At 67.9% G+C, this 24922-nt stretch carries 6 protein-coding genes; 3 read left to right on the top strand and 3 right to left on the bottom strand.

All coding sequences use genetic code 11. The annotated features are described in order from the left end of the window. The first annotated feature begins 147 nt into the window (after window positions 1-147). Window positions 148-666 (top strand): arsenate reductase/protein-tyrosine-phosphatase family protein, encoded by a 519-nt coding sequence (locus ACSYG9_RS04555; protein ID WP_440126016.1) that lies wholly within the window; start codon window positions 148-150, stop codon window positions 664-666. On the opposite strand, the gene ACSYG9_RS04560 is transcribed toward ACSYG9_RS04555, so the two are convergent. Both ACSYG9_RS04560 and ACSYG9_RS04565 read right to left on the bottom strand, forming a co-directional pair. Further along, complete coding sequence (locus tag ACSYG9_RS04560) at window positions 637-2421, bottom strand: polysaccharide biosynthesis tyrosine autokinase (RefSeq protein ID WP_454841350.1); 1785 nt, start codon at window positions 2419-2421, stop codon at window positions 637-639. The two genes, ACSYG9_RS04555 and ACSYG9_RS04560, sit on opposite strands and share 30 nt — an antisense overlap. Continuing rightward, a complete protein-coding gene (locus ACSYG9_RS04565; RefSeq protein ID WP_454841352.1) occupies window positions 2421-21209 on the bottom strand; it encodes an amino acid adenylation domain-containing protein in 18789 nt (6262 codons plus the stop codon). Before ACSYG9_RS04565 ends, ACSYG9_RS04560 begins: the two co-directional genes overlap by 1 nt. Window positions 21210-21446: 237 nt before the next feature. Here ACSYG9_RS04565 and ACSYG9_RS04570 point away from each other — a divergent pair, with 237 nt between their 5' ends. Continuing rightward, window positions 21447-23228, top strand: coding sequence for a DUF4012 domain-containing protein (locus ACSYG9_RS04570; protein ID WP_454842884.1), 1782 nt, complete (start codon window positions 21447-21449; stop codon window positions 23226-23228). A gap of 73 nt (window positions 23229-23301) precedes the next feature. Further along, window positions 23302-23949: an antibiotic acetyltransferase gene (locus ACSYG9_RS04575; protein ID WP_454841354.1), complete on the top strand. Its 648-nt coding sequence runs from the start codon at window positions 23302-23304 to the stop codon at window positions 23947-23949. A gap of 23 nt (window positions 23950-23972) precedes the next feature. Here the strand turns inward: ACSYG9_RS04575 and ACSYG9_RS04580 are convergent, their stop codons facing one another. Beyond that, window positions 23973-24905, bottom strand: a complete 933-nt coding sequence (locus ACSYG9_RS04580; protein WP_454841356.1) for a glycosyltransferase family 2 protein — start codon at window positions 24903-24905, stop codon at window positions 23973-23975. Window positions 24906-24922: the final 17 nt, after the last annotated feature.

Below are 24922 nucleotides of genomic sequence, written 5' to 3' on the forward strand. Positions count from 1 at the left end.
ACTCCCGTCACGAAACGGACACACCTCGTCGCTCACCTGGACTTTCTTTCGCGGCAATACAGCTCGCGCGAAATACAACATGTTTGCAACACCACACAGCGGTGTCCCACACCCGACACGCCCGGCAGCGTCCCCTACGATCGCCCAATGCGGATCTTCTTTGTGTGCACCGGAAACGTTTGCCGCTCTCCCACCGCTGAACGCCTGACCTCCGCATACGCGGCGGAGGCCGGCCGGGCCGATCTCACCGCGCACAGCGGTGGAACCCGCGCAATGGTCGGGTACGGGATGGAACCCACGGCAGCACTCGTGCTGCAGCAGCTCGGTGGAGACCCCGAGGGCTTCACCGCCCAGCGCATCACACCGGCGCTCGCGGAAGATTCCGACATGGTCATCACCATGAGCGAACGGCAGCGCAACAAGGTCGTCGAGGTGGCACCGCGCATGATGCGCGTGACGTTCACACTCAAGGAAGCGGCCCGCCTCATGGAGGCGAGCAGCGCCACCACCGTCGCAGAATTGGCAGCGGCCCGGGCTCAGCACAATGCTGAGCCCGGGCCGGAAGACATCACCGATCCGATGGGCCAGGACGAGGAGACGTTCGTCTCGGTCGGTTCGGAGATTGCCGATCTGTTGCTACCCCTGCTTGCCCGAATCCGGGTCTGATTCGTCGACCGGGCGTCGCGGTGCTTGGATCACCGGCCGCGACGCCTGGTGCTCGGCTGCATGACCGTTGTTGGGTCCGAATCCGTGCACGGCCGAGTACGCCTGCGGCGGATACTGCTCGTCGCTGTGACGTGCCGGCGCCTGCGGGAACTCGGATACCCGCCACGAGTCGTTGCCGTGGCCGTTGCTGCGCGGATGGTCACCGCTGCTGGTGCGGTACGGCATCGCCTGCGTCGCGTCGGGCGTCGCATGCTGACCCGAATCGGAACTTTCCTGGTGCTGGGGGGCCGCCCGGCGCGGGGACTGCTCGGTCTGACGCTGGGGAACGGGCGGATTCACGACCCGCTGCGCCGCGACCGGTGCCGCAGGCGTCGCCTTCGCGCCGCCGTCGGCCGGCTTGTCGGTCTCGTAGTAGTACCGGTACTCGTACGAGCCGCCGCGACCCTTCGCCGGGGTCATGTTGAGGATCGTGCCCAGCACGGTCGCGTTCACCGAACGCAGGTTCCCGACCGCCCGGGAGAGCTGTTCCTTGGTGGTCTTCCCGTGGCGCGCGATGAGCAGAGCGCCGTCGGTGATGGTGCTGAGCACAGCGGCATCGGTGACGGGCAGCAGCGGCGGCGCGTCGATGATGACGTAATCGAACCGCGACCGCAGGTCTTCGAGCACATCGCGGGCGTGGTCGGAGCCCAGCAGTTCGGACGGGTTCGGCGGCAACGCACCCGCGCCGAGCACCCACAGGCCGTCGTACTTGGTGGTCTGCATGACGTCGGCGATCGAGGCCTGGTTCGCGAGCACCGTCGACAGACCGGCGCCGCCCATCACTCCGAGATACTTCGACACGCGGGGACGACGCAGGTCGCCCTCGATCAGTGCGACGGTGTGCCCGGCCTCGCTGAGCACCAGCGCAAGGTTGATCGCGGTGGTCGTCTTGCCTTCGGTGGGCAGGGCGCTGGTGACCACGATCGAGCGCGGCGGGTGATCGACCTCGAGGAACTGCAGGTTGGTGCGCATTTCCCGGTATGCCTCGGCGTCGCCGCTGTTGGCGTCGACGAACGAGATGGGAGGCGTTTCCTGCCGTGCCTTGTCCATCGGGATCACACCGACCACACCGGCTCCGGCGATCTCCTCGATGGCTTCGCGGTTCTTGACGGTGTTGTCGAGGCGGTCGCGCAGCACCGCGAGGGCAATGCCGAGCAGCACACCGACGGCCAGGCCGAGCGCGACGTTGCGCATGGTCTTGGGTGTCACCGGCGCAGCCGGGGTCGCGGCGTGGGTTTCCACCACGACACGCGCCGTGGGAGGGCCACCGTTCTCGGGGGTTTCGAGTTCCCGGACCATGGTGACGAACTCGTCGGACATCGCGTTGGCGATGTCGCGCGCCCGCTCGGGCGACGGGTCGGTCACGGCCATGTCGATCAGAACGGTGTCGGGTGCCGACGCCGCCGTGACCTTCGAGGCCAGCTGGTTGGGTGTCATGTCGGTGAATCCGAGCGTGTCGATGGTGCGCTCGGCGAGGTTCGTGCCCGTCAGCAGCTTGGTGTACGACGCGACTCGCTGCTGTGAGAACAGGTTGCCCTGGTAGATCTCCTGCACGGATCCGCCCGACGACGTCGACACGAACATCCGCGTCTTCGCTTCGTACTGCGGAGTGGTGAGCAGTGACGCACCGAGCGCGGCGAGGACCGCGACGACCGTCGTCACGGCGACGATCTTCCACCTCGCCTGCAGAATTCGCAGGTAATCGTGTACTTCCATCAGGGCGTCTCCCTCGTTGCGGTTACTGCGCACCCAGCGGGCACGGTGGGACGGTCGTCACGGTCTGCCAGCGCACTGGCAAGGGCCGGGCCGATCGAACGGACTGCGTCCGAACCGGTCAACTCCGAGTGCGTGTACGGCACAGGGTGTTCGACGACGAGACCGCGCACATATCGCTGCCAGGTCGCAGCGAGCTCTGGGTGCCGGTCGAGATCGGGGGTGGCGACGAACAGATCGATGTCGCCTTCGTAGGTACGTGGTGTGTGGCGCAGCGCGGCGGTTTCGATGGCTTCGGCTGCCGCGTCGACCCGGCGGAGCACGTCGCCCGCGAGGTCGTCGGGCAGCGACGCGGTGTCGACGGCGGTGTCCGGCTCGGGGGTGTCGCCGAGCGGAAGGGTTTCCGGGGTCAGGGTGTCGAGCAGTGCAAGCACCCCCACCTGGTCGCCGCTTTCTCGTAGCTGCACAGCGATTTCGTGAGCGATGGTGCCGCCGACCGACCATCCGAGCAGGTGATAGGGGCCATCGGGCTGTACTTTACGGATGGCGTCGATATACCGCGCGGCGAATTCCGGAATGCTGTGCGCCATGTCCCCCGATCCGGTGGCCTGCACCCCGTAGAGGGCGCGGCCGTCCAGGTAGTCGCCGAGCCCGCGGTAGGTCCACGAGAGCCCACTGATGGGGTGAATGCAGAACAGCGGCGGCCGGGCGTCGCCCGGGGCGAGTTCGACGATCGTCGCGAACGGGTCGGGTACGTCGCCGCCGCGCTCGATGAGCCGGGCCAGCTCCTCGACTGTCGTTGCGGTGAAGAGCCATTCGAGTGGAATGTCCCGATCGAGTGCGGTGCGCAGATCACCGGCCAGCGCGACGGCGGTGATGGAACTTCCGCCGAGATCGAAGAATCCGCGGTCCGCCGAGACGCTGTCGACGGGCACGTCGAGATGTCGCGCGAAGAGGGCGGCGACGGTCTGCGCGACCGGCCCCACCGGTGCCACGAACTCGGTCGCTGCTGCGTCGGGCGTCGGCAGCGCTGCGCGGTCGATCTTGCCCGAGGACGTGAGCGGCATGGCGTCGACGAGGGTGATGCTCGCGGGCCGCAGGTGGCGTGGGAGGTGGGCGGCGACGCGTCGTCGCAGGCCTTCGATCGTCGCGGTGCCCTGCACGTAGGAGGCGAGGGCGGCAGCGCCCGCGATCGGGACGGTGACGGCGGCGTCGACCTGCGGGTCGGCGAGGAGCACGGCGTCGACCTCGGCGGGTTCGACGCGGATGCCGTGGATCTGCACCTGGTCGTCGGCCCGGCCCATATGTTCCAGTTCGCCGCGGACGACCCGCACGAGATCACCCGTGCGATACAACCGCCCGCCGGGCGCCCCGTACGGATCGGCCACGAAACGCATTGCAGTATCGGCACTTCGGTTGCGGTATCCGCGTGCGAGGCCGTTGCCGCTCACGTACAGCTCGCCGACCGCGCCTGCGGGCACCGGGTGCAGCCGCGCATCCAGGACGTGCACGGTCGCACCCGCGACCGGGACTCCGATGCCGGGCTTCTCGCCGCCGCGCAGCGGTCCGCTCACCGACACGCCGACCGTCAGTTCGGTGGGACCGTATCCGTTGAACAGCCGGTGCCCCGACCACTTCCCGGCGAGCGACGCGGGCAGCGACTCCCCCGCAGCAACGAGGGTCAGCTGTTCCACTTCCGGCGACAGGGTCGCGAGCACGGTGGGCGTGAGGTTGGCGTGGGTGATGCGCTGTTCGACGATCAACTGCTGCAACGGTTCCCCGGCGAAGGTGTGCTCGGGTGCTGTCACCAGCGTGCCTCCGTGCGCGTGCGCGGTGAGCAGTTCGAACACCGCGGCGTCGAAGGTGTGCGACGCCGCCTGCAGCACCCGCGCGCCGGGCGCGGCGCCGAGACGTTCGCGTTGCAGGTCGACGAGGGCGGTCAGTCCGCGGTGCGTCACTTCGACGCCCTTCGGGACGCCCGTCGTCCCGGAGGTGTAGATGACGTAGGCGACGTCGTCGACGTGCACGGTCGGTGACGCGGGCACCAGCAGGTCGTCGCGGTCGGCGGTGAGGTCGAGCCAGGTGAGGTTGCCTGGGCCGCGCTCGCCGACGGTGAGTCCGAAAGCGGCGCCGCAGTCGCGCAGGATCGCGTCGACGCGCGTGGCGGGCTGCGCCGGATCCACCGAGACCCACGCGGCACCGCTCTTGGCGACCGCCCACACCGCGAGCGGCCAATGCTGATCGCGCGGCGACGAAATCGCGACGACATCGCCGGGGCCCACGCCGCGCCGGGCGAGGTCAGCGGCGATCTCGTCGGCGCGGGCGGAGATGCCCGAGTACGTCCACACCACGTCTCCGCCCTGCACAGCGATCGCGCCGGGGTGCTCGGCGGCGGCGGCGTCGAGCAGGTCGACGAGGGTGCGCATCTCGACGGCGGGTGACGACAGCGGTGCGGGTGCGGGGACGTCGAGGTCGCCGACGGGTAGTTCCGGACGCTCGACGGCAGCACCGAGCAGCGACACGTAGTCCGCGAGCAGCGACTCTGCGGTGGCGGTGTCGAAGAGGTCGACGGCGTGCACGAGGCGCAGGTCGATGCCGTCGCGATGGCCGCGCTCGACGATCTCGAGCACCAGGTCGAACTGCGCGGGCGGTGCACCGGCCTCGGCCTCGGTGATCTGCAGTCCGGGCAGCTCCGGCAGCATCTCGCCGGCCACAGTGCGGTGGGTGAGCAGCACCTGGAACAGCGGGTGGTAGGCCCGCTCGCGGGTCGGCGCGACCTTCGCGACCACTTCTTCGAACGGCACGTCGGCGTGGGCGAAACCGCCGAGGTCCACGGAGCGCACATCGCGCAGCAGGGCGTCGAAGGGCTGGGCGGGATCGATGACGGTGCGCAGGGGCACGGTGCCGACGAACATGCCGACGAGACGCTCGAGCCTGCGGTCGCCGCGACCGGCCACGACGGTGCCGACGGTGATGTCGTCGCGTCCGCTGCGGCGCGCGAGCAGCGCGGCGAGCACGGCGTGGGCCAGCATGAACACCGTCACGTCGTGGCTGCGTGCCGTCTCGCGCAACTGGCGGTGGAGCTCGGCATCCAGGCGCACGACGGTCTGCTCGCCGCGGTGCGTCGGGCGCGGGGGCCGCGGCCGGTCGGCGGGTAGTGGCAGCGGGCTGTCGGGGACGCCGTCGAGAGTGGTTGTCCAGTAGTCGAGTTGCCGTGCGGCGAGCGCGCCCGGGTCGGTGGGGTCGCCGAGCAGCTCGCGTTGCCAGCGGGCGTAGTCGCCGTAGGTGACGGGCAGCTCCGCAAATCGGGGTGCGCCCCCCGCGAGGCGCGCGGTGTAGGCGCACGACAGATCGTCGAGGAGCGGGCCGACCGAGCCGCCGTCGAACGCGATGTGGTGTACCGCGGCGGCGAGGATCCACTTGCCGGGTTCGACGTCGAGCAGGCGGATACGCAGCGGCGCCTCGGTGACGAGATCGAAGGGCGTCGTGACGGTCTCGGCGATCGCAGCGGCGATATCCGTGGGTGAGAGGTGTTCGAGCACAGGGGGATCGACAAGTGTCTGGCCGGTGTCGAGGTGAGCGGTGTGCAGGGGCCGGTGGCGGTCGATCACGTCGCCCACTGCCGCAGCCAACGCGTCGATGTCGAGTTCACCGGTGAGCGAGAGGACGACCGGCACGACATACGCAGCGGTGTCGGGTTCGAGACGGTTCAGCAGCCACAGTCGTCGCTGCGCGGGAGCGAGCGGCGCGGGTTCGTCAGCGCTGGACCGTTGCAGCGGAGCCCGGGTGTCGTCATCGCCCCGGCACCCCCCGTCGCTCCGCTCGCCCCCGATTCCGTGGGCCAGCGCCGCGAGTGTCGGTGCGTGCAGCACCGCGCGCACGGGCACTTCCGTGCCGAACGCGTCGGTCAGGCGCGCGGCGAACCCGACGGCAGACAACGAGTCGCCGCCCGCCGCAAAGAAGCTGCGGTGCGCGGACGGCCGGGTGCCGAGAACGTGTTCGGCGACCGTGACGACGAGATCTTCGGCGTCGGTGAGCGGGCGATCGTCGATCACGACGTCGTCGAACGGTTGCGCGGCATCGAGTGCTTCGAGCGCCGCGAGGTCGAGTTTGCCGTTGCCGGTCAGCGGTAGCGCGTCCACGACACGCACCCGGCCGGGCATGCGCTGGGGCGGCACCACCAGCGACAGCGACGCGTGCACGTCATGCGCGGTCAGCTGGTGACCTGCGACGAATGCCACCAGCGTGCCGCCGAGCGCGAGGACCGCGGCGTGCCGCACGTCGGGCTGTGCGAGCAGCGAGGTTTCGAGTTCGCCGGGTTCGATGCGCACGCCGCGCACCTTGAGCTGCCGGTCGGTGCGGCCCCGGTAGGCGAGTGAGTTGCCGGTGCGGTGCACGAGGTCGCCCGTGCGGTACATGCGGGTGCCGTCCGGTGCTGCGACGAAACGCTCGGCTGTGAGCGCGGGCGCGTCGAGGTAGCCTGCGGCCAATCCTTCACCGGCGAGGTAGAGCTCGCCGACCGCCCCGTCGGGCACCGGCTGCAGGCGGGCGTCGAGGACGTGGGCGACGGTGCCGGGCACCGGGCTTCCGATGCCTGCCGGTGCGTCGCCGGTGATCTCGACGAGGGTCGAGACGATCGTCGCTTCGCTGGGTCCGTATGCGTCGAGCATCGTGCGGCCTGCGGCCCACCGCGCGGCCAGCGCGGGTGCGAGCGATTCGCCGCCCGACGCGACCACGCGCAGGTCGGGTAGCCCGTCGGGGTCGAGGGTGCCGAGCACCGTGGGCGTCGACAGGTAGTGGGTGATGTGTTCGTCGACGAGCAGGTGGTGCAGGTCGGGCCCCGCATACACGTCCGGCGGCGCGACCACCAGCGTCGCCCCGGTGGTGTGTGCGAGCAGTAGCTCGAGCAGCGCTGCGTCGAAGGCGGGTGAATAGCCGTGCAGCACACGGTCTCCGGGATTCACCCGGTAGCGTCGCCCGACTTCGGCGGCGAGCGGCCCGAGTCCGCGGTGCGTCACCGCGACACGTTTCGGAGTGCCGGTGGAACCGGACGTCGCAACCACATAGGCGACGTCGGGCGGGCACTGCTCCCCCACGCCGGCGGGTTCCATGCCGGTGGACGACGTGAACGCCGCACCGGTCTTGGTGACGGCCCACAGCATGCGGATGTAGTCGGCGCTGCGGGGCAGATCGATGTGCACCACCCGGCCCGGCCCGGCACCGGATGCGCGCAGGTCGGCTGCGAGGGCGTCCGATTGGTCGTCGAGTTCGCGGTAGGTGAGCGAGGTGCCGTCGCCGCGCAGCGCCTCGCGGTCGGGATGCGCCGCGGCGGTGGCGCGCAGCAGTTCCGGCAGGGTGCGCGCCTGCGCAGGAGCACCACCGGCGAGAGGCTCGGCCACCGGGGCGAACTCGGCTTCTCCCACGGCGGCATCAGGTGCGGCGGTGAGTGCGTCCAGGATCGTCACGAAACGCTCGGTGAGTCGCGCGGCGGTGGGCTCGGCGAAACGGGACGCGTCGAACAACAACGTCCCGGCGTAGCCGCTGGGCGACGCAGCCAGCGAGAACTGCAGATCGAATTTCGGTGTGTCGTCGACGCTTTCCTGCGCTTCGAGGGTCAGCTCACCCACCCGCAGAGGCTCCGTGCCGAAGTCCTGCAGCGCCAGCGCCACCTGCGGGGTGCCGTGGATGTCGGCGACGACCTGCTCGAACGGCATGGCGGTGTGATCGAAGGCGGCGACGTCGAAGTCGCGCACCTGGGCGAGCAGACCGGCGAACGGCATATCGGCTGCGACGCGTGCCCGCAGCACGAGGGTGTCGAGGAACGGGCCGACGAGGTCTTCGAGCTGCGCCCAGTGGCGTCCGCCCGTGACGGCGGCGACCGCGATGTCGTCGTGCGCGCCGAGGCGGGCGAGCAGCACCGACAGCGCGGCATGCAGCACCATGAATTCGGTGGCACCGTGTTCGCGCGCCAGCTCCGCGACACGGTCGCGCACGTCGGTGGGGATCTCGAAATCGATGCGTTGCGCGATGCTTTCGGCTCCGGTGTGGTCCGAGGGCAGTTCGGTGACGACGAGACCGTCGAGGGCGCGCCGCCAGTGCTCGACATCGGCTGCGGGCACACCGCGGTTCTGCTCCCACAGTGCGTAGTCGGCGTACTGCAGTGGCAGCGGCGGCCACTGCGGGGCCCTACCTGCGATCCGTGCGAGATAGGCGACGGTGAGGTCGCGCAGCAGCGGGCGCAGCGACGCGCCGTCGGCAATCGAGTGGTCGACGTCGAGGTGCAGCACGTGCAGGTTCTCCGCGACGGGTTCGAGCCGGCTCGACCACCGTCCCCGTCCGGTCACCACCTGCTGCACACCGTCGCCGTCGACGACGTAGTCGGTGCGCAGGATCTCGTGGCGTTGTGTCACGTCGTCGAGTGCTTCTTCGAGGGCCGACACGTCGAGCGGGCCGCGCAGCCGGATGGTGCTGTGCAGGCGGTATGCCTCGGGTGCGAGGGTGCCCAGGCTCCACAGGCGACGCTGGGCGCGGCTGAGCGGGATGCGGTCGGGTCGCGGCGACACGGCGACCGGCCCGTCCTCACGTGCGGGACCACCGGCGTCGATGATCGCGGCGAGCGCGGCGACGGTCGGGTGGGTGAACAGCGTCCGCAGCGACACGCTCACGCCGGTCTCGTCGCGCAGACGACCGACGAGGACGGTCGCGAGCAACGAGTTGCCGCCGATGCCGAAGAAGTCGTCGCCGCGACCCACCGCGTCACGCTCGAGCAGATCGCTCAGGATCCGCGCCACCGTGATCTCGGTGGGGGTCACGGGCTCGGACGACTCCGGCGACGACAACGCGGGCAGCGCCGCGACGTCGAGCTTGCCGTGCGCGGTGAGGGGAATCGCCTCGAGCGGCACGATCACCGTGGGCACGAGATGCGCGGGCAGCACGCTGCGAAGGGCGCCGCGGACCTCGTCGACGTCGACCTCGCCGGGTGTGACGTACGAGGTGAGGATTCCGTTGCGCGGCAACGTGACAGAACGGTCGACGGCACTCAGGGCCGACAATGCCGCGTCGATCTCGCCGGGTTCGATGCGCACCCCGCGCAGTTTGAACTGGCTGTCGCTGCGGCCGTGGAATTCGAGGCTGCCGTCGCGGCGCCACCGCACCAGATCGCCCGTGCGGTAGCGGCGGGTGCCGTCCGGTGCGGCGATGAACCGCTCGGCGGTGCGGGCCGAGGCTCCTCTGTAGCCGGTGGCGAGACGTCCACCGCCCACATACAGTTCCCCGATCACGCCGACGGGTACGGGCTGCAGCCGGTCGTCGAGCACGACCACCGACGTCGCGCGCACGGGCTTGCCGATCACGATGTCGTCGCCCGAATGCAGTGGCCGCGAGTTGGTGACGAACATGGTGGTTTCGGCGGGGCCGTAGCTGTTGATCAGGGTGCGTCCCGGCGACCAGCGGTCGACGAGCGCGGACGTGAGCCGGTCGCCGCCGAGCATGAGCACCCGCAGGTGCGGCAGGTCGCGGGGCGGCACGGTCGCGAGGGTGGACGGGGTCATCACCGCGTGGGTGATGGCGTCGCGCGCGAGGAGGTCGCCGAGGGCAGCGCCGCCGTAGCTGTCGGCGCCGGCCACGATCAGCGTCGCGCCGGCGATCCCGGCGGTAAGGATCTCGAGCATCGCCGCATCGAAGCTGGGCGCGGCCACGTGCAGTACCCGGTCGCCGGGCGCGGCAGCGAGATCCTGGGCGATGTCGTCGGCGAAGGCACTCACACCGCGCTGGGTGATGGTGACACCCTTGGGGTTTCCGGATGTTCCGGAGGTGAACACGTAGTACGCGGGCGAATCGGGCGCAGGCTCGAACACCGGGGTCGGATCGTAGTCGGTGACGTTGTCGACGGGTATCCACGTCACCGCGGTGGGCAGGGTGTCGCTCTCCCCCACTCCGACAGCGATACCGTCGAGCATCGCGGCGAGGCGCCCGGTGGGCTGGGCAGGATCGACGAGCATCGGGGCGGCCCCGGCCCGTACGACGCCCCACACGGCGAGCACCGATTCCAGCGACCGCGGGTATGCGCACGCCACCGCATCGCCGGGTCGCACACCCTCGTCCTGCAGGCGTGCGGCGAGATCGTCGGCGTAGAAGACGAGTTCGGGGTAGGTGAGTTCACGGTCGCCGTCGCGCACGGCCAGGTTGTCGCCGCCGAAGTCGGCGCCCGCGGCGAGGCGCTGCCGCAGCGATCGGGTCGAGGCGGCGAAGCGTCCCTCCACGATGGGGGTCTGCCCGTCGATGAGGTCGATGTCGCCGAGGCGGACATGCGGGTCTCCGGCGGCGGTCCGCAGGATCGCGGAGTACCGGTCTGCGGCAGCGGCGATGGTCGCCTCGTCGTACAGGTCTGTGCTGTAGAAGAATTCGAGATCGAGCCCGGTTTCGGTCGGGGTTGCGGTGACCTGCAGGTCGAGCTGCGTGTAGCGGGTGTCGATGGGCAGCACCGAGACCTCGACGCCGGGCAGTTCGGCGCGTCCGGCCGCGGGGCGGCTCAGCGACAGCGACACCTGGAACAGCGGGTGACGCGCCGCGCTGCGCACGGGGTTGAGGTGTTCGACGAGCATCTCGAACGGCGCGTCGGGATGCATGTAGGCGGCGACATCGCGGCCGCGCACCTGCTCGAGGAACTCCGCGAACGTCGCATCGGGATTCACGTCGGTGCGCAGCACGTGGGTGCCGGCGAACATGCCGACGAGGTCGTCGAGTTGCGGCTCACCGCGGCCCGAGACGACGGTGCCGATGGGGATGTCGCGTCCGGCGCCGTGTCGATGCAACAGGGTCGCGAGCGCGGCGTGCAGCACCATGAACAGCGTCGCGTGGCCGGTACGGGCGAGATCGTGCAGGCCGTCGACCAGATCGGCATCGAGCGACACGACGTGCGCAGCGCCGCGCCCGGTGGGTTCGGACGGGCGCGGCCGGTCGCCGGGCAGAGTCGTTTCGTCCGGCAGTCCGGCCAGTTCGGTGAGCCAGAACAGGAGCTGGTCGTCGGCGATCGCGCGTTGACGTCGCGCGTAGTCGCTGTACTGCACGGGCATCGGCGCCCACGCCGGCGGTGTTCCCGCGCGGCGGGCCTCGTAGGCGACGGCGATGTCGCGCAGCAGCGGGGTGAGCGACCATCCGTCGGCCGCGATGTGGTGCAGCACCACCACGAGCACGTGCCGCCCGGGGGCCGTCCGGTACAGGCGGGTGCGGATCGGCCGGTCGACGGTGAGATCGAATCCGGCAGAGGCGAATTCGGCTGCAGCGTCGTCGAGCGCGTCGGCGGGAATCGCGATGGGGTCGGCGGCGACGGGTTCGGCGGGCAGCAGCACCTGCTCGGTCGCTGTGGGGTACACGGTGCGCAGCGTGCGGTGCCGCTCGACGAGATCGCTCAGCGCGGCGGCGAGCGCGTCGACGTCGAGATCACCATCGAGCTGCACCGCGAACGGAAGGTTGTAGCCGGGCGAAGCCGGATCGAACCGGTTGACGAACCACAATCGCTGCTGCGCCGCCGACAGCGGAGCGGGGCCCTCGCCGGCCACCAGTGGCGGACGCGAGCGTCCGGCGCCGGTGCGCTCCGCGACGATCGCGGCGAGCCCCGCGACGGTGCGGGCGTCGAAGATGTCGCGGACGGTGACGTCGACGTCGGTGATGTCGGTGAGTCGACCGGCGAGGCGGGTGGCGAGCAGCGAGTTGCCGCCGAGGTGGAAGAAGTCGTCGGTCGCAGAGATTTTCGCGTTGCCGGCGTCGAGAAGATCGATGACGACCTCGGCAACGAGTTCTTCGACAGGACCGTGTGGGGCCGCTCCCCCACCACTGACGACCTCGGGCGAAGGAAGCGCGTCGCGGTCGAGTTTGCCGTTGGCGTTGCGCGGCAGCGCACCGAGCGACACGGCAGCCGCGGGCACGAGATAGTCGGGCAGAATGTGGCGCAGTTCGTCCAGCACAGCGGCGCTGTCGCCGCCGACGAGGTAGGCGACGAGCTTGTCGTCGCGCAGCAGCACCGCGGCCTCGGACACGCCATCGCATGCGAGCAGTGCCGCCTCGATCTCGCCGGGTTCGATGCGGTAGCCGCGCAGTTCGATCTGGTGGTCGGCGCGACCGAGGTAACGCAGCCCGCCTGCGCAGTCGCGGCGGGCAAGGTCACCGGTGCGGTAGCGGCGGGCGCCACCGGGGGCGGCGACGAACCGGGTGGCGGTGAGCCCGGGCCTGCCGCGGTAGCCGCGGGCCAGCTGGTCTCCGGCAACATACATTTCGCCGATCGCGCCGGGCAGCGCCCGCCGCAGCGACACGTCGAGGACGTCGACGCCCGTCCCCGCGAGGGGGGTGCCGATTCCCGTTGCCGTGGCTTCCCCCGCGGTGACGTGCACGGTGGTCTCGGTGATACCGAACATGTTGACCACGTGCGCGTGCGGGTGCCGCTGCGCCCACGGCGTCACCCGCGCCGGGTCGAGTGCTTCGCCACCGAAGAGCACCAGGCGCAGGCCGGGCAGGGTCGCGTCGAGGTCTGCGAGTTGGTAGAAGGCGCGCGGGGTCTGACTCAGGACCGTGACGCGCTCGCGGCCGAGGAGGTCGGCGAAGGCGGAGGGATCGCGGACGGTGTGGTGATCGATCACGACGAGGCGCGCGCCCGTGGTGAGCGCTCCCCACATCTCCCACACCGAGAAGTCGAAGGCAGGCGAGTGGAACATCGTCCACACATCGCCGGGGACACAACCGAGGTCGAATGTGGTGGCGGCGAGCAGCGTCGCGAGGTTGCGGTGGGTGACGAGCACTCCCTTCGGGGTGCCCGTGGAACCGGACGTGTAGATCAGGTAGGCGCCGCTGTCGGTGTGGATGGCCGAGTCGAAATCGGCGCCGTCGTCGATGCGGGCGGCGATCACAGGGTCGTCGATGTGCAATGCGGGCACAGGTGAGTCGAAACCGCTCTGCGCGAGCACAACCGAAGGCGACGCATCCTCGAAGAGAGCCTGCAGACGCGCCGCGGGGTGAGTGATGTCGACGGGCAGGTAGGTTGCCCCGGCCCGGGCGACGGCGAGGAGCGTGACGACGAGATCGAGCGAACGCGGCAACGCCACGGCCACCACATCGTCGGTGCCGATACCCCGCTCACGCAGGATCGCGGCGAGCCCACCCGAACGCGACCACAGTTGCCCGTAGCTCAAGGACTGCCCGTCGGCAGAGAGCGCGACGGCCTCGGCATCGTCGGCGACGCGGGCAGCGAGCAGATCGATGGGCGAAGGGGCCACCGAGGGAAGCGTGACGCCGACGGGGGTGTGGTCGGCGCCACGCAGTGGAATACCGCCGACGGGCAGAGCCGGGTCTGCGGTAACCGAGTCGAGGATACCCACAAACCATTTGCGCCACTCAACCACGGTGTCCATGTCGAACATTTCCGCAGGAAAACTGAAGGTTCCGGTGAGCCCCGCAGGCGTGCCCGCGTCGGTGCGGTGATCGCGAAGGTTCAGTTCGAGGTCCACCCGCGCAGTGCCCGACGGCAACTCGCGCACCGTCGCGCCGGGCACCGTGAAGGTGTCGATGCCGAAACTCTCGTAAGCGAGGATCACCTGGAACACCGGGTGATGCCCGCTCGCACTCGCGTCCACCCCGGCGACGATGCGGTCGAACGGCACGTCGGCGTGAGCGAACGCATCGAGATCCGCGCGGCGTGCGTCGGCGAGCAGGTCGGTGAAGCTCTCCCACGGCCGCACCGACAAGCGCAGCGGAACCGTGCCGACGAACATGCCCACCATGTCGTCGAGCGCGGCATCGGTACGTCCCGAGACCGGCGCGCCGATGACGATGTCGTCGGTGGCGGCGAGCGACGACAACAGCGTCGCGAATGCGGCGTGCACCACCATGAAGGGCGTGACGTCGTTGGCGCGGGCGAGTTTGTCGATCGCCGCGTGCAATTCGGCGGGCACGGTGAAACCGACCTGCCCTGCCGTGCCGGTAGTGACATTGCTACGCGGGCGGTCGGCGGGAAGTTCGAGCAGCGGCGGAGCGCCTGCGAGCGTCCGCCTCCAGTGCGCCAGCTGCGTCGCGGCGAGGCTCGCAGGGTCGTTCTCGTCGCCGAGCACGGCGGCATGCCAGCGCGCGTAGTTGCGGTAGGTGGCCGAGCGTCCGGTGGCATCGGTCCGGGCGAAGTCCGGTGTGCGGCCGTCGCGGCGGGCGAGGTAGGCGACGGCGGCATCACGACCGAGCGGGAGCAGCGACAGACCGTCGGCTGCGATGTGATGAAGCACCACAGCGAGCGTGAACCCGTCGCCGGTGCGGTAGAGCCTCGCGCGGATCGGCGCGTCGGAGGTGAGGTCGTAACGTGTCCGCGCGAACTCGGCCATCCGATCGTCGAGGTCGGGTGCATCCAGCGGCTCGAGGTCGAGTTCCACGGCGTCGAGCAGGTGCTGGCGCGGGCCGTCGCCACTGTCGGGATAGATGGTGCGCAGCGTCTCGTGCCGGGCGATGACATCCGACAGCGCGCCGCGCAGGGCGTCGAGGTCGGTGTCGGACGGGAGGTCCACGGCGAACGCGATGTGGTCGCCGCCGTCCGTCTCGGCAGCAACGTCGAACCGGTTGACGAGCCACATGCGTTGTTGCGCGGGTGCGAGTGGTGCGTCGGCTGCGTCATCGATATCGGGTTCGTCGCTGTGGAGGAGCGGGATGCCTGCAACCGAGCCGGAGGATCCCACCACGCGTGCAAGGTCGGCGACGGTCGGGTTCTCGAACACGTCGCGCACACCCATGCGCCGGCCGGCGATCTCACTCAGCCTGGCTGCGAGGGTGGTGGCGAGCAGCGAGTTGCCGCCGACCGCGAAGAAGTCATCGTCGCCCGACACGGCGGGAACACCTAGCACATCGGCGACGATCCCGGCGACGAGTTCTTCGGTGACGCTCCGGAACCCGTGGACGGTGGATTCACCGGCCGGTTCCGGCAGTGCAGCACGGTCTATTTTCCCGGTGCTGGTCAGCGGCACCGCGTCGAGCACGGTGACGGTGGCGGGCACCATGTGACGCGGCAGGCGCGCGGCGAGCCGATCCCGGATCTCGCGGCCGTCGAGTTCGGTGTCGGGGCTGTGGACGTAAGCGGCGAGTGCGCCATCGCGGACGAGAGTGACGGCGGTGCGCACACCCGGATCATCTTGCAGCACGGCATCGATCTCGCCGAGTTCGATGCGGAACCCGCGGATCTTGACCTGGTGGTCGGCGCGGCCCACGAATTCGAGGGCGTGGTCGCGGGTCCAGCGGACGAGGTCGCCCGTGCGGTACATGCGTCCACCACCGAAAGGGTCGGCGACGAAACGCTCGGCGGTGAGAGCGGGCGCGTCGAGGTAGCCGCGCGCCACGCCCTGCCCCATGAGGTAGAGCTCGCCGGTCACGCCGTCGGGCACCGGTTGCAGTCGGTGATCGAGCACCGCCGCGGTGACACCGACGAGGCCGGTGCCGATGGTGAGCTTGTCGCCGGGCCGCAGCGGGGTGCTGGACGTTGCGATCACCGTGGTCTCGGTGGGCCCGTACACATTCAGCATGGTTCGGCCGGGCGACCACCGCGCTGCCGTGTCCGCAGGCCACATTTCGCCGCCCACCGCGAGAACTTCCAGGTCGTCGAGGCCCGCCGCATCCAGCTGGGTGGGCACCGACGGCGTGGTGAACCAGTGCGTGATGCGTTCACGTCGAAGCAGTTCGAGCAATTCGTCGCCGCCGAACACATCGGGCGGCGCCACCACGAGCGTTCCGCCCGCGGTCAGGGCCATCACCTGTTCGAGGACGGCGCCGTCGAAAGCCGGGTTCGCGAAATGCAATACGCGGGCGCCGTCGTGCAGCGCGAAATGCTCGACGAAAGAGTGTGCGAGCGGCCCGAGCCCGCGCTGCGAAACCGCCACGCCCTTCGGCTTACCCGTCGAACCCGAGGTGTAAACGAGATAGGCGAGATTGTCGAGATGCACCGGGCGCACGCGGTCGGGGTCGGTGATCTCGCGGGTGTTGCCGTCGAAAGTGAACGGCACGATCTCCACACCGGCCGGGACGGGCACATCGGGGCCCGCCACGGCGAATTCGACGCCGGAGTCGGTGAGCAGCGCATTGATGCGCGCGGCGGGCTGACCGGGATCGACGGGCACGAACGCCGCGCCGGTCAGTGCCACCGCGGCGGCCGCGATCACCGACGACGCCCCGCGCGGCAACATCACCGCCACACGGTCTTCGGCTCCCACTCCCCTGCCGATCAGCGACCACGCCAGCGGACGGGCGGCAGTCGCAATATGGAGCGGCTCGCCACCCGGCTCGAGCACCCGCGCCGCAGACCGTTCGATGATCTCGGCGAAGGTCGCTTCGGGTCCGGGTTCGGCCACCGTCACCGGCACAGCACCGAGATCGACGTCGCTCACCGGCGCGGTAGGGTGCTGCGCCACATGTTCGAGCACCACCCCCAGACGCTGCGACCACGTGGCGATGGTGGCGTGGTCGAACAGTTCCGTGTCGTAGACGAGCCGGCCCGTCAAAGACCCATCGCGCATGGCGCGCATCGAGATCTCGAGGTCGAACCGTGCTTGCGCCGAGCCGATTTCCTGCGGCCGCACCGAAAGGCCCGGAAGTTCGAGATCGGGGACGTCGACGTTGTCGTAGGCGAGCATCACACTGAACGGGCTGAAACCGAGTGCGTCGACGACCTGCTCGAACGGCACGGTGGCGTGCGCGAACGCGTCGAGGTCGGCGCTCCTGGCTGCGGTGAGCAGCGACGTGAACGGCGCGGTGGGATCGACGTCGAGACGCAGGGCGACGGTGCCGACGAACATGCCGACAAGGGCGTCGAGGTCGGGGTGGTCGCGGCCGGCGGTGCCCGTGCCGATCGCGATGTCGCGGCCCGAAGTCCACACCGACAACCACACCGCGACCGCCGCGTGCACGGCCATGAAGACGGTGGCGTCGTGGGCAGCGGCGATCGCGCGCAGTGCGTCGACCTGTTCCGCGGGCACCGTGAACTCCACCGTGGAGGCCGGGCCGAACCCACCGCCCCTGGGCCGGTCGGTGGGCAGCGGCGTTGCGGAGTCGAGTCCGTCGAGAGCCGCGTTCCAGTAGGCGAGTTCGCGGCCCGCGAGGCTCGCAGAATCGGCGGGGTCGCCGAGGCGGTCGCGGTGCCAGCGCGCATAGTCGCGGTACTGCAACGGCAGCGGCTCCCACGCGGGTGCGTTCCCTCCTGCGCGCGCGGCGTACGCGGCGGCGACGTCGATGGTGAGCGGCACGAACGACGCGCCGTCGAGCGCGATGTGGTGCGCGACCACCGCGAGCACATGCCGGTTCTCGCCGACCCGCAGCAGCCGGACGCGGAACGGGATGTCCACAGCGAGGTCGAACGGCGCTGCCGCCCACGCCGCGATCAGCGACTCGACGGCATCCCCTTCGGCGTCTTCGAGCGAGAAGTCGAGCGCTGGCATCGCGCGGTCGAGGTGCAGTGCCTCCTGCACCGGCCCGTCGGAAGTGACTGTGAAGACAGTGCGGAGAATGTCGTGGCGGCCGAGCACATCCGAGATCGCGGCCCGCAGCGCCTGCACGTCGAGGCTGCCGTCCAGGTACAAGGCGAAAGGCAGATGGTAAGCCGCTGGGTCGCGGTGCGCGCGGGCGAGAAGCAGCAGTCGCTGCTGGGCCGGGGCGAGCGGCGCCGGCCCGGTATCGGCCAGCGCGACGGGCGCCGACGCCGAGAGCGGACGTGCTTCGGCTGCGACGGCGAGGCGAGCGACGGTGGGATGCTCGAATACATCGCGGAGCTGCACGTCGCGGCCGAGCGCAGCGCCGAGGCGCGCGGCGAGCTGCGCGGCCCCGAGCGAATGGCCGCCGAGTTCGAAGAAGTCGGCGTCGCCGCCCACGGTGTCGGCGCCGGTGAGATCGGAGAACAGGCCCGCGACGAGGGTTTCGGTGGGGCCGTTCAGCGGCTTCGAACCTGCGGAAACGGCCGCGGGTTCCGGCAATTCGCGATGGTCGATCTTGCCGCCCGGGGTGAGCGGCAACGCGTCGAGCACAGTGATCGACGTGGGCCGCAGGTAACCGGGGAGCTGTTCGGCGAGGTGGATGGTGAGGTCTGTGACGAAGGTGCCGTCTCCGACAGCGGGCGTATCGATGTCCCCCACCACATAGGCCGCAAGGTGCTCACCGCGCACCACCACGGTGGCGGCGCGCACGGCATCGAACGAGATGAGTGCCGTTTCGATTTCGCCGAGCTCGATGCGACGGCCGCGGATCTTCACCTGCTGATCGGCGCGACCGAGGAAGACGAGCTGACCATTGGAATGCCAGCGCACCACGTCGCCCGTGCGATACATCCGACCACCGAACGGGGATGCCACGAAACGTTCGGCGGTGAGTGCGGGTGCACCGAGGTAGCCGCGGGCCACGGCATCTCCCCCGAGATACAGCTCGCCGGACACACCGACGGGAACGGGGTGCAGGCGAGAGTCGAGGACCACGGCGGTCATGCCGTCGATCGGTCGCCCGATGGGGACGCCCGCGCCGGGCGCGAGCGGCGCGCTCAGCGTTGCGAGGACGGTGGTTTCGGTCGGCCCGTAGGCGTTGAGCATGGTGCGCCCGGTCGACCAACGGTCGGCCACGGCCTGCGGCACCGATTCGCCACCGGCGTCGAGCATCGTCAGATCGGGCAACCCGTGCTCCGGGGTGACGGACAGGACCGCGGGTGCGGTGATGGCGTGGGTGACGCGTTCGGTGCGTAGCAATGTCGAGAGGGCGGGACCGCCGACGGCATCGGGCGGGCAGATCATCACGGTCGCGCCTGCGTCGAAGGCCAGCAGTAGCTCCTGCAGCGATGCGTCGAAGCTGGGTGCGGCGAGGTGCAGCACACGCGATCCGGCGTCGGCGCGGTAGCGGTCGCGCAGTGTGGTCACGAGCGCGGCGATGCCGCGGTGTCCGACGGCCACGGCCTTGGGTGTGCCGGTGGAACCGGAGGTGTGGATGACCCACGCGGGGTTGTCGAGGTGCAGGGGGCGCAGCCGGTCGTCGTCGGTGAACGCCACAGTCGCATCGTGCTCGCGACCAGGCATGATGCGGGTGATGTGCGCGGGCAGATGTGGGTGCTCGCCCGCGACGGCCACCTGAATGTCGGTGAGGAGTTCCGCGAGACGAATCGCGGGAAGTTCCGGGTCGATCGGGGTGTACGCGGCGCCGGTCTTCGCGACGGCCCACAGCGCGATCACCGAGTCGATGGAGCGTGGGAGCAGCGCCGCGACCCGGTCTTCGGGGCCTGCGCCCGCGGCGACGAGGCGGTGGGCGAGTTCGTCGGACCGCGCGTCGAGCTCCCGGTAGGTGAGCAGTTCGCTGCCGTCGCGCACAGCCACGCGATAGGTCTGGGCGTGTGCGGTCAGCAGGTCGGGCAGCAGCGCCGGTGCGGGTGCTTTTCTGCCACGAGCCGGGGTGAGCCCATCGAGTTCGTCGGCGGTGGCGAACGGTAGGTCGCCCACGGGAGCCGACGGATCGCTGACGAAATGCGCCAGGAAATCGAGGAATCTGCGGTGCAGGAAATCGAGGTAATCCTGCGAGTACAGGTTGGGGTTCGCCTCGAAATCGACGCGAAGAGAGCGGCCCGGGATTCCCGCATACACGTTCACCGACAGGTCGTCGACCGGTCCGGTCGATTGCACGTGATAGTCGGCAGGCACGTCGCCGTAGACGATCGACTGGTGGAAATTCATGACGTTGACGACGGGCCCGAAAGCGTTGCGCGTCTCGGTGTGTTCGCGGCCGAGCGCGCGGAGGTCGGCGAGCATGTCGGCGTACGAATATCGCTGGTGGCGTAGAGCGCCGTTGAGCTCCACCTGGATGTCTCGGATCAGCGCTGTCACCGGGGCGGCCAGGTCGAGGCGCACCCGAAGGGGCACGACGTTCGACACCACGCCCGCCGAGCGGCGCAATGCAGCGGTGGTGCGCGCCGATACCGGAAGCGACAACACCACATCGGTGGTGCTCCGAGTGCGTGCCAAGAATGCGGCGAACGCGGCAAGCACAATCGGAACGTCGGTGGCGTTCACTTCCTGCGCCCGTGTGGTGATCGCCTCCGCAAGCTCCGAAGAAACTGCAGTCGCAGACCGGCGGGCAGGCACCGTGGGTGGCGCAACGTCGTCGATCAGAGAAAGCGGTTCGGGCAGGTCCGCGAGGCGGTCGGCCCAGTGCTCGCGGTCGCCGGCCTGCCGTTTCGATCCGATGTAGGCGGACTCGAATTCGATGATCTTCTCGATCTGCAACGAGGTGACCGGCGGGGTTTCCTCGCCGGCGAGCCACGCGGAATACAGATCCGCGGCTCGACTCAGCAGAATCATCGCACCGTGACCATCGAGCGCAATGTGGTGGACATAGCTCGACAGGAAATACCGTTCGTCTTCGACTTGCAGCAGCGAGCTGGCAATCAGACGGTCGCGAAGCGGATCGAGCGGCTTCGAGAAGCGCGTCGTCATCCAGCGGTGCGCGGCCGCTTCGGGATCATCGAAACTGCGGAAATCGACATATGGGACATCGTCGTCATAGTCGGCGTCCACGAATTGCTCAGGAATACCCGCACGCTCGGCGAGAAAAAGAAATCCCGATTCCACGTCGCGCGCGGCCTGGAGCATCGCCTTCGCCACAAGGCCGTGATCGAGACTGCCCCGAAACTCCAAGTACTGGGCAGTAATGAAGGGTACGTCCGGGTTCAACGCCTGCGCGTACCACAGACCCCGCTGACTTGGGGACAGCGGAAGTATTTGCACCACGCTCCCTCGCCTCACCCGACAAAACACGTACTCGAGGCTCGACAGCTTTGTTGCATCCGCCCCGACAGATCGCGAACAGTGCCTCCCAACACCATTGCCACGATCAACCGCACAAAGTGTATCTATGGTTACGGAAGCTCACCACTTGAACGGACGGCCAACTCGAAGTCGGTTATCGTCTCGGCGGGAGAACACGAAGGGGGCACAAGCCGCGTGAACAATGTTACCGGTGAGTCAGATTCGTCAGGCCAGCGTCGACGCAAGGTGCGCCGGCGTCTGCCCGACGAGGAGATTGCAGCACGCCGCAAGAAGCGGCGTCGCGTGCAGATCGGCTGCGGTGTCGGCGTTCTCGCGGTGGTCGGATTCGTAGGCTGGCTCGGATACGAAGGACTCCAGGCGAAGTCGAGCCTCGAGAAGGCGCAGGACTTCGCAATGCAGGCCAAAGATGCGTTGCTGTCGGGTGATACAGAAACAGCAACGCGCGCGGCCGGCGACGCCGACCGTTACGCTCAGGACGCGCAGGGGTCGGTCGATTCGTTCCCGTGGCGCGTCGCCGGTGCCGTCCCATGGTTGGGCAGCCCGTTCGACACGACCCGGCAAATGACCACAATTGTGAGCGGTCTCACACACGATGTGTTGCTTCCCGCGGTCGACGCGGGCAGTGCGGTGTCGCCAGATCAGTTGATTCTCGGCGGTGCGCGCATCAATCTCGCGGCTCTTCGTGATGCCGCTCCGGTGCTCGAGACCACTTCCGCCGCGGCCACCGACCTCGATGCGCAGGCCCAAGCAGTCGACAGCACTTACCTCGGCCTGATCGATGACGCGCGCCTGGACCTTCAGAGTCAGGTGTCCGAATTGTCTGGGCTGCTGAACAATACGTCGACGGCTGCGCAAATCGCGCCGGCGATGCTGGGCGCGGACGGTCCCCGCAGTTATTTCATCGGGTTCCAAACCAACGCGGAGGCGCGCGGGACTGGCGGGTTGCTTGGCGGCTTTGCCATCGCGCAAGCCAACGATGGTGCCGTGACCATTGATGACGTCGCCAGCAACCGGGAGTTGAAGTTCGACTACGAACCCCTCGATCTCGGACCCGACTTCAAACAGGCATACGGACACAGCCGCGCCACCCAGGATTTCCGCAACAGCAATGTCAGTTCACACTTTCCTTACGCGGGGCAGATCTGGCAGTCGATGTGGCAGCAGGAAACCGGCGAGCGCGTGGACGGCGCGATTGCGACAGACCCTGTTGCGTTGAGCTATGTACTCGAGGTCGTAGGCGACGTCACGCTGCCGACGGGCGAGAAGATCACAGCAGACAACGTGGTGGAATTGACCGAATCGACCGCATATTCCCGTTTTGGTGACGATCAGGCCGCCCGAAAGGCGTATCTCGAGTTGGTCGCCAAGACGGTGGTCGAGAAGCTGACCGGTAGCATTTCCCGTCCTCAGGCACTTCTCGAAGCCTTGGGGCGGGCTGCGAGCGAAGGTCGGCTTGCGGTGTGGAGTTCAGTCCCTCAAGAACAGGAAGTCCTTGCCGGCACTGTGCTGGGACACACCGTCCCTGATGACCCTGCCCCGTACGCGGGTGTGGTGATCAACAACCTGGGGGGCAATAAGCTCGACTACTACCTCGAGCGGGAAATCGAGTACACCGCAGGGTCTTGCGACGGAGACACCCGCGAATCTACAGTCACAGTCCGCCTTACGAATTCATTGCCGCAGGGCGACTACACCACGTACGTGGCCGGGATGTTTGACAATCCCGTGGGCGCCCCGTTCGGCACCAACCTGTCCGACGTTGGCCTCGTTGCAACCCAGGGGGCCAAGCTCAATCAAGTGACAGTCAATGGTGCACCTTCCTTCGCATTCAACAGCAAGGAGCGCGGGCACCCACTCTTTAACGTTCAGATTCCCATACCGCAGGGGGAAACAACGGAAATTGTATACAAGCTGACCGAACCCGCATCGGCGGGCGCGCCTACGATCCCTGTACAGCCGATCGTCGCTGATGCCACAGTCTTAGTCGATGCACCACGGTGCCGCTAACAAACCTTGACCTTTCAAGCAAGACGGATCTTGTATGCATGCTACATCCAAGCACTTCTACGTTCGGAGCGAAATGAAATTGACCGGTGCAAAAAAAAGCAGATTCGGCACAATCGTAGCGGCAATATACCCAAAGCTACCGCTACGAAATAGATTTCTGACGCTCGCCTGCAAACTCGAGGGTGGCGATCTATATTCCACCACCCTACGAACTGTCCTAAGACAGTACTACGGAGTAGAGGTTGGATACTATTCATATGGGTCGCTGTTGAAGCCAGGATACGCTGATCAGCAGACACGGATCGGCGCATATGTTTCAATCGGGCCGAATGTTCGTCGATTTGGGGCTGCTCACCCGATTGACTCTCCGAGTATGCACCCGTTCTGGTACAACCCTCGGCTTGGCTATGCAACAGAACAGGACGATGTCAAGCGCCTTTCGTGCAACATCGGCCATGACGTATGGATTGGCGCAAACGTGACCATTCTTCCAGGATGTCAAAGCATTGGAATTGGCGCCATTATAGGTGCTGGATCAGTAGTGACAAAGAACGTCGAGCCGTTCACAATCGTTGCCGGAAACCCTGCCAAGGAAATAGGGACTCGCCTGAACCAAGATGCACGAAATCAGCTCCTCGAGGAGAAGCCCTGGAATAAGGAACCCGTAGAAATGCAACGTATCATTCGAAGGATCCAGCGATCAAACTTCACGGATCACTAAGGTCCGATATGTGAACGCTAGGCTTATCCTCGGCCATCCCGCGAGCGCACAAGCCTTCCAACGCTCCCCTTCCGGCGCTTCTCCTCGATCAGCATTCGCATTCCTACGATGCACCCGCGCGTCGACGCCTCAATTTTCTCAATCCTGGACTCACCTTCTCGAACCGCGCGAAACGTAATCCGGCAAGCTTCCATAACGGCTCCCCATCCAAACAGGTCCCGCACTCCGTACGTTGAGGCAAGCACAATCAATCTATTGCGCTGCATATAAAAGTAGTAAAGAGCACTTTTGCCCGAATCTGCAGTCGTAGCGCCTACTGCATGCCAAATACGGACCTGTGGGTCTATAATCATCTTCATCCCCAGCTCACGCGCCCTGATGCAAAGGTCGGCGTCTTCCCAGTACATGAAAAGATCTTCACGGAACCCACCGAGACGATCCCATGCACTCGCCCGCACCATCATTGCGGCTCCTGTTATGAACCCACACTCAGTCACGCCAGTCGGCACCCCCGACCAATGAGCCGTACGGCCTCGCTTTAAATCGAGGTCACCTCCCCCGAACCACACTCGATCACTCGAGCCAGTGACGATCAAGGGGGAAGCAATATCTGCACCAAAACGATCGAGAGCGCCGGCAAGATCCATCGCAGTTTCCGACCGAACACGAGTATCCGGATTTAGGATCCACACGCAAGTGTCCGGATCGGGGGCCAATTCAGCGACGCCCCGGTTAACACCAACACCGAAGCCCAAATTTTCTTCCATTCGCAAACACTTCGCACCGACTCGTTTTGCCAAGTCAGCGAGAGCTATCCACTCATTCAAATCCGCAGAGTTGTCGACCAGTATCACACCCGCGTAGCTGGGAACATCGATGTCTTCGAGAAGACTGGAGATAAACTCGGTCGAGAAATAATTTACGATCACTATATTGATCGCGGCGTTACCATTCATAACGGAACCTCCGTAAA

The sequence above is a fragment of the Rhodococcus sp. SJ-2 genome (genome assembly GCF_053750035.1).

Excerpts from the sequence above, each read along its gene's own strand:
- ACSYG9_RS04555 (WP_440126016.1), top strand. The coding sequence starts at position 148 with ATGCGGATCTTCTTTGTGTGCACCGGAAACGTTTGCCGCTCTCCCACC.
- ACSYG9_RS04560 (WP_454841350.1), bottom strand. The coding sequence starts at position 2,421 with ATGGAAGTACACGATTACCTGCGAATTCTGCAGGCGAGGTGGAAGATC.
- ACSYG9_RS04575 (WP_454841354.1), top strand. The coding sequence starts at position 23,302 with ATGAAATTGACCGGTGCAAAAAAAAGCAGATTCGGCACAATCGTAGCG.
- ACSYG9_RS04580 (WP_454841356.1), bottom strand. The coding sequence starts at position 24,905 with ATGAATGGTAACGCCGCGATCAATATAGTGATCGTAAATTATTTCTCG.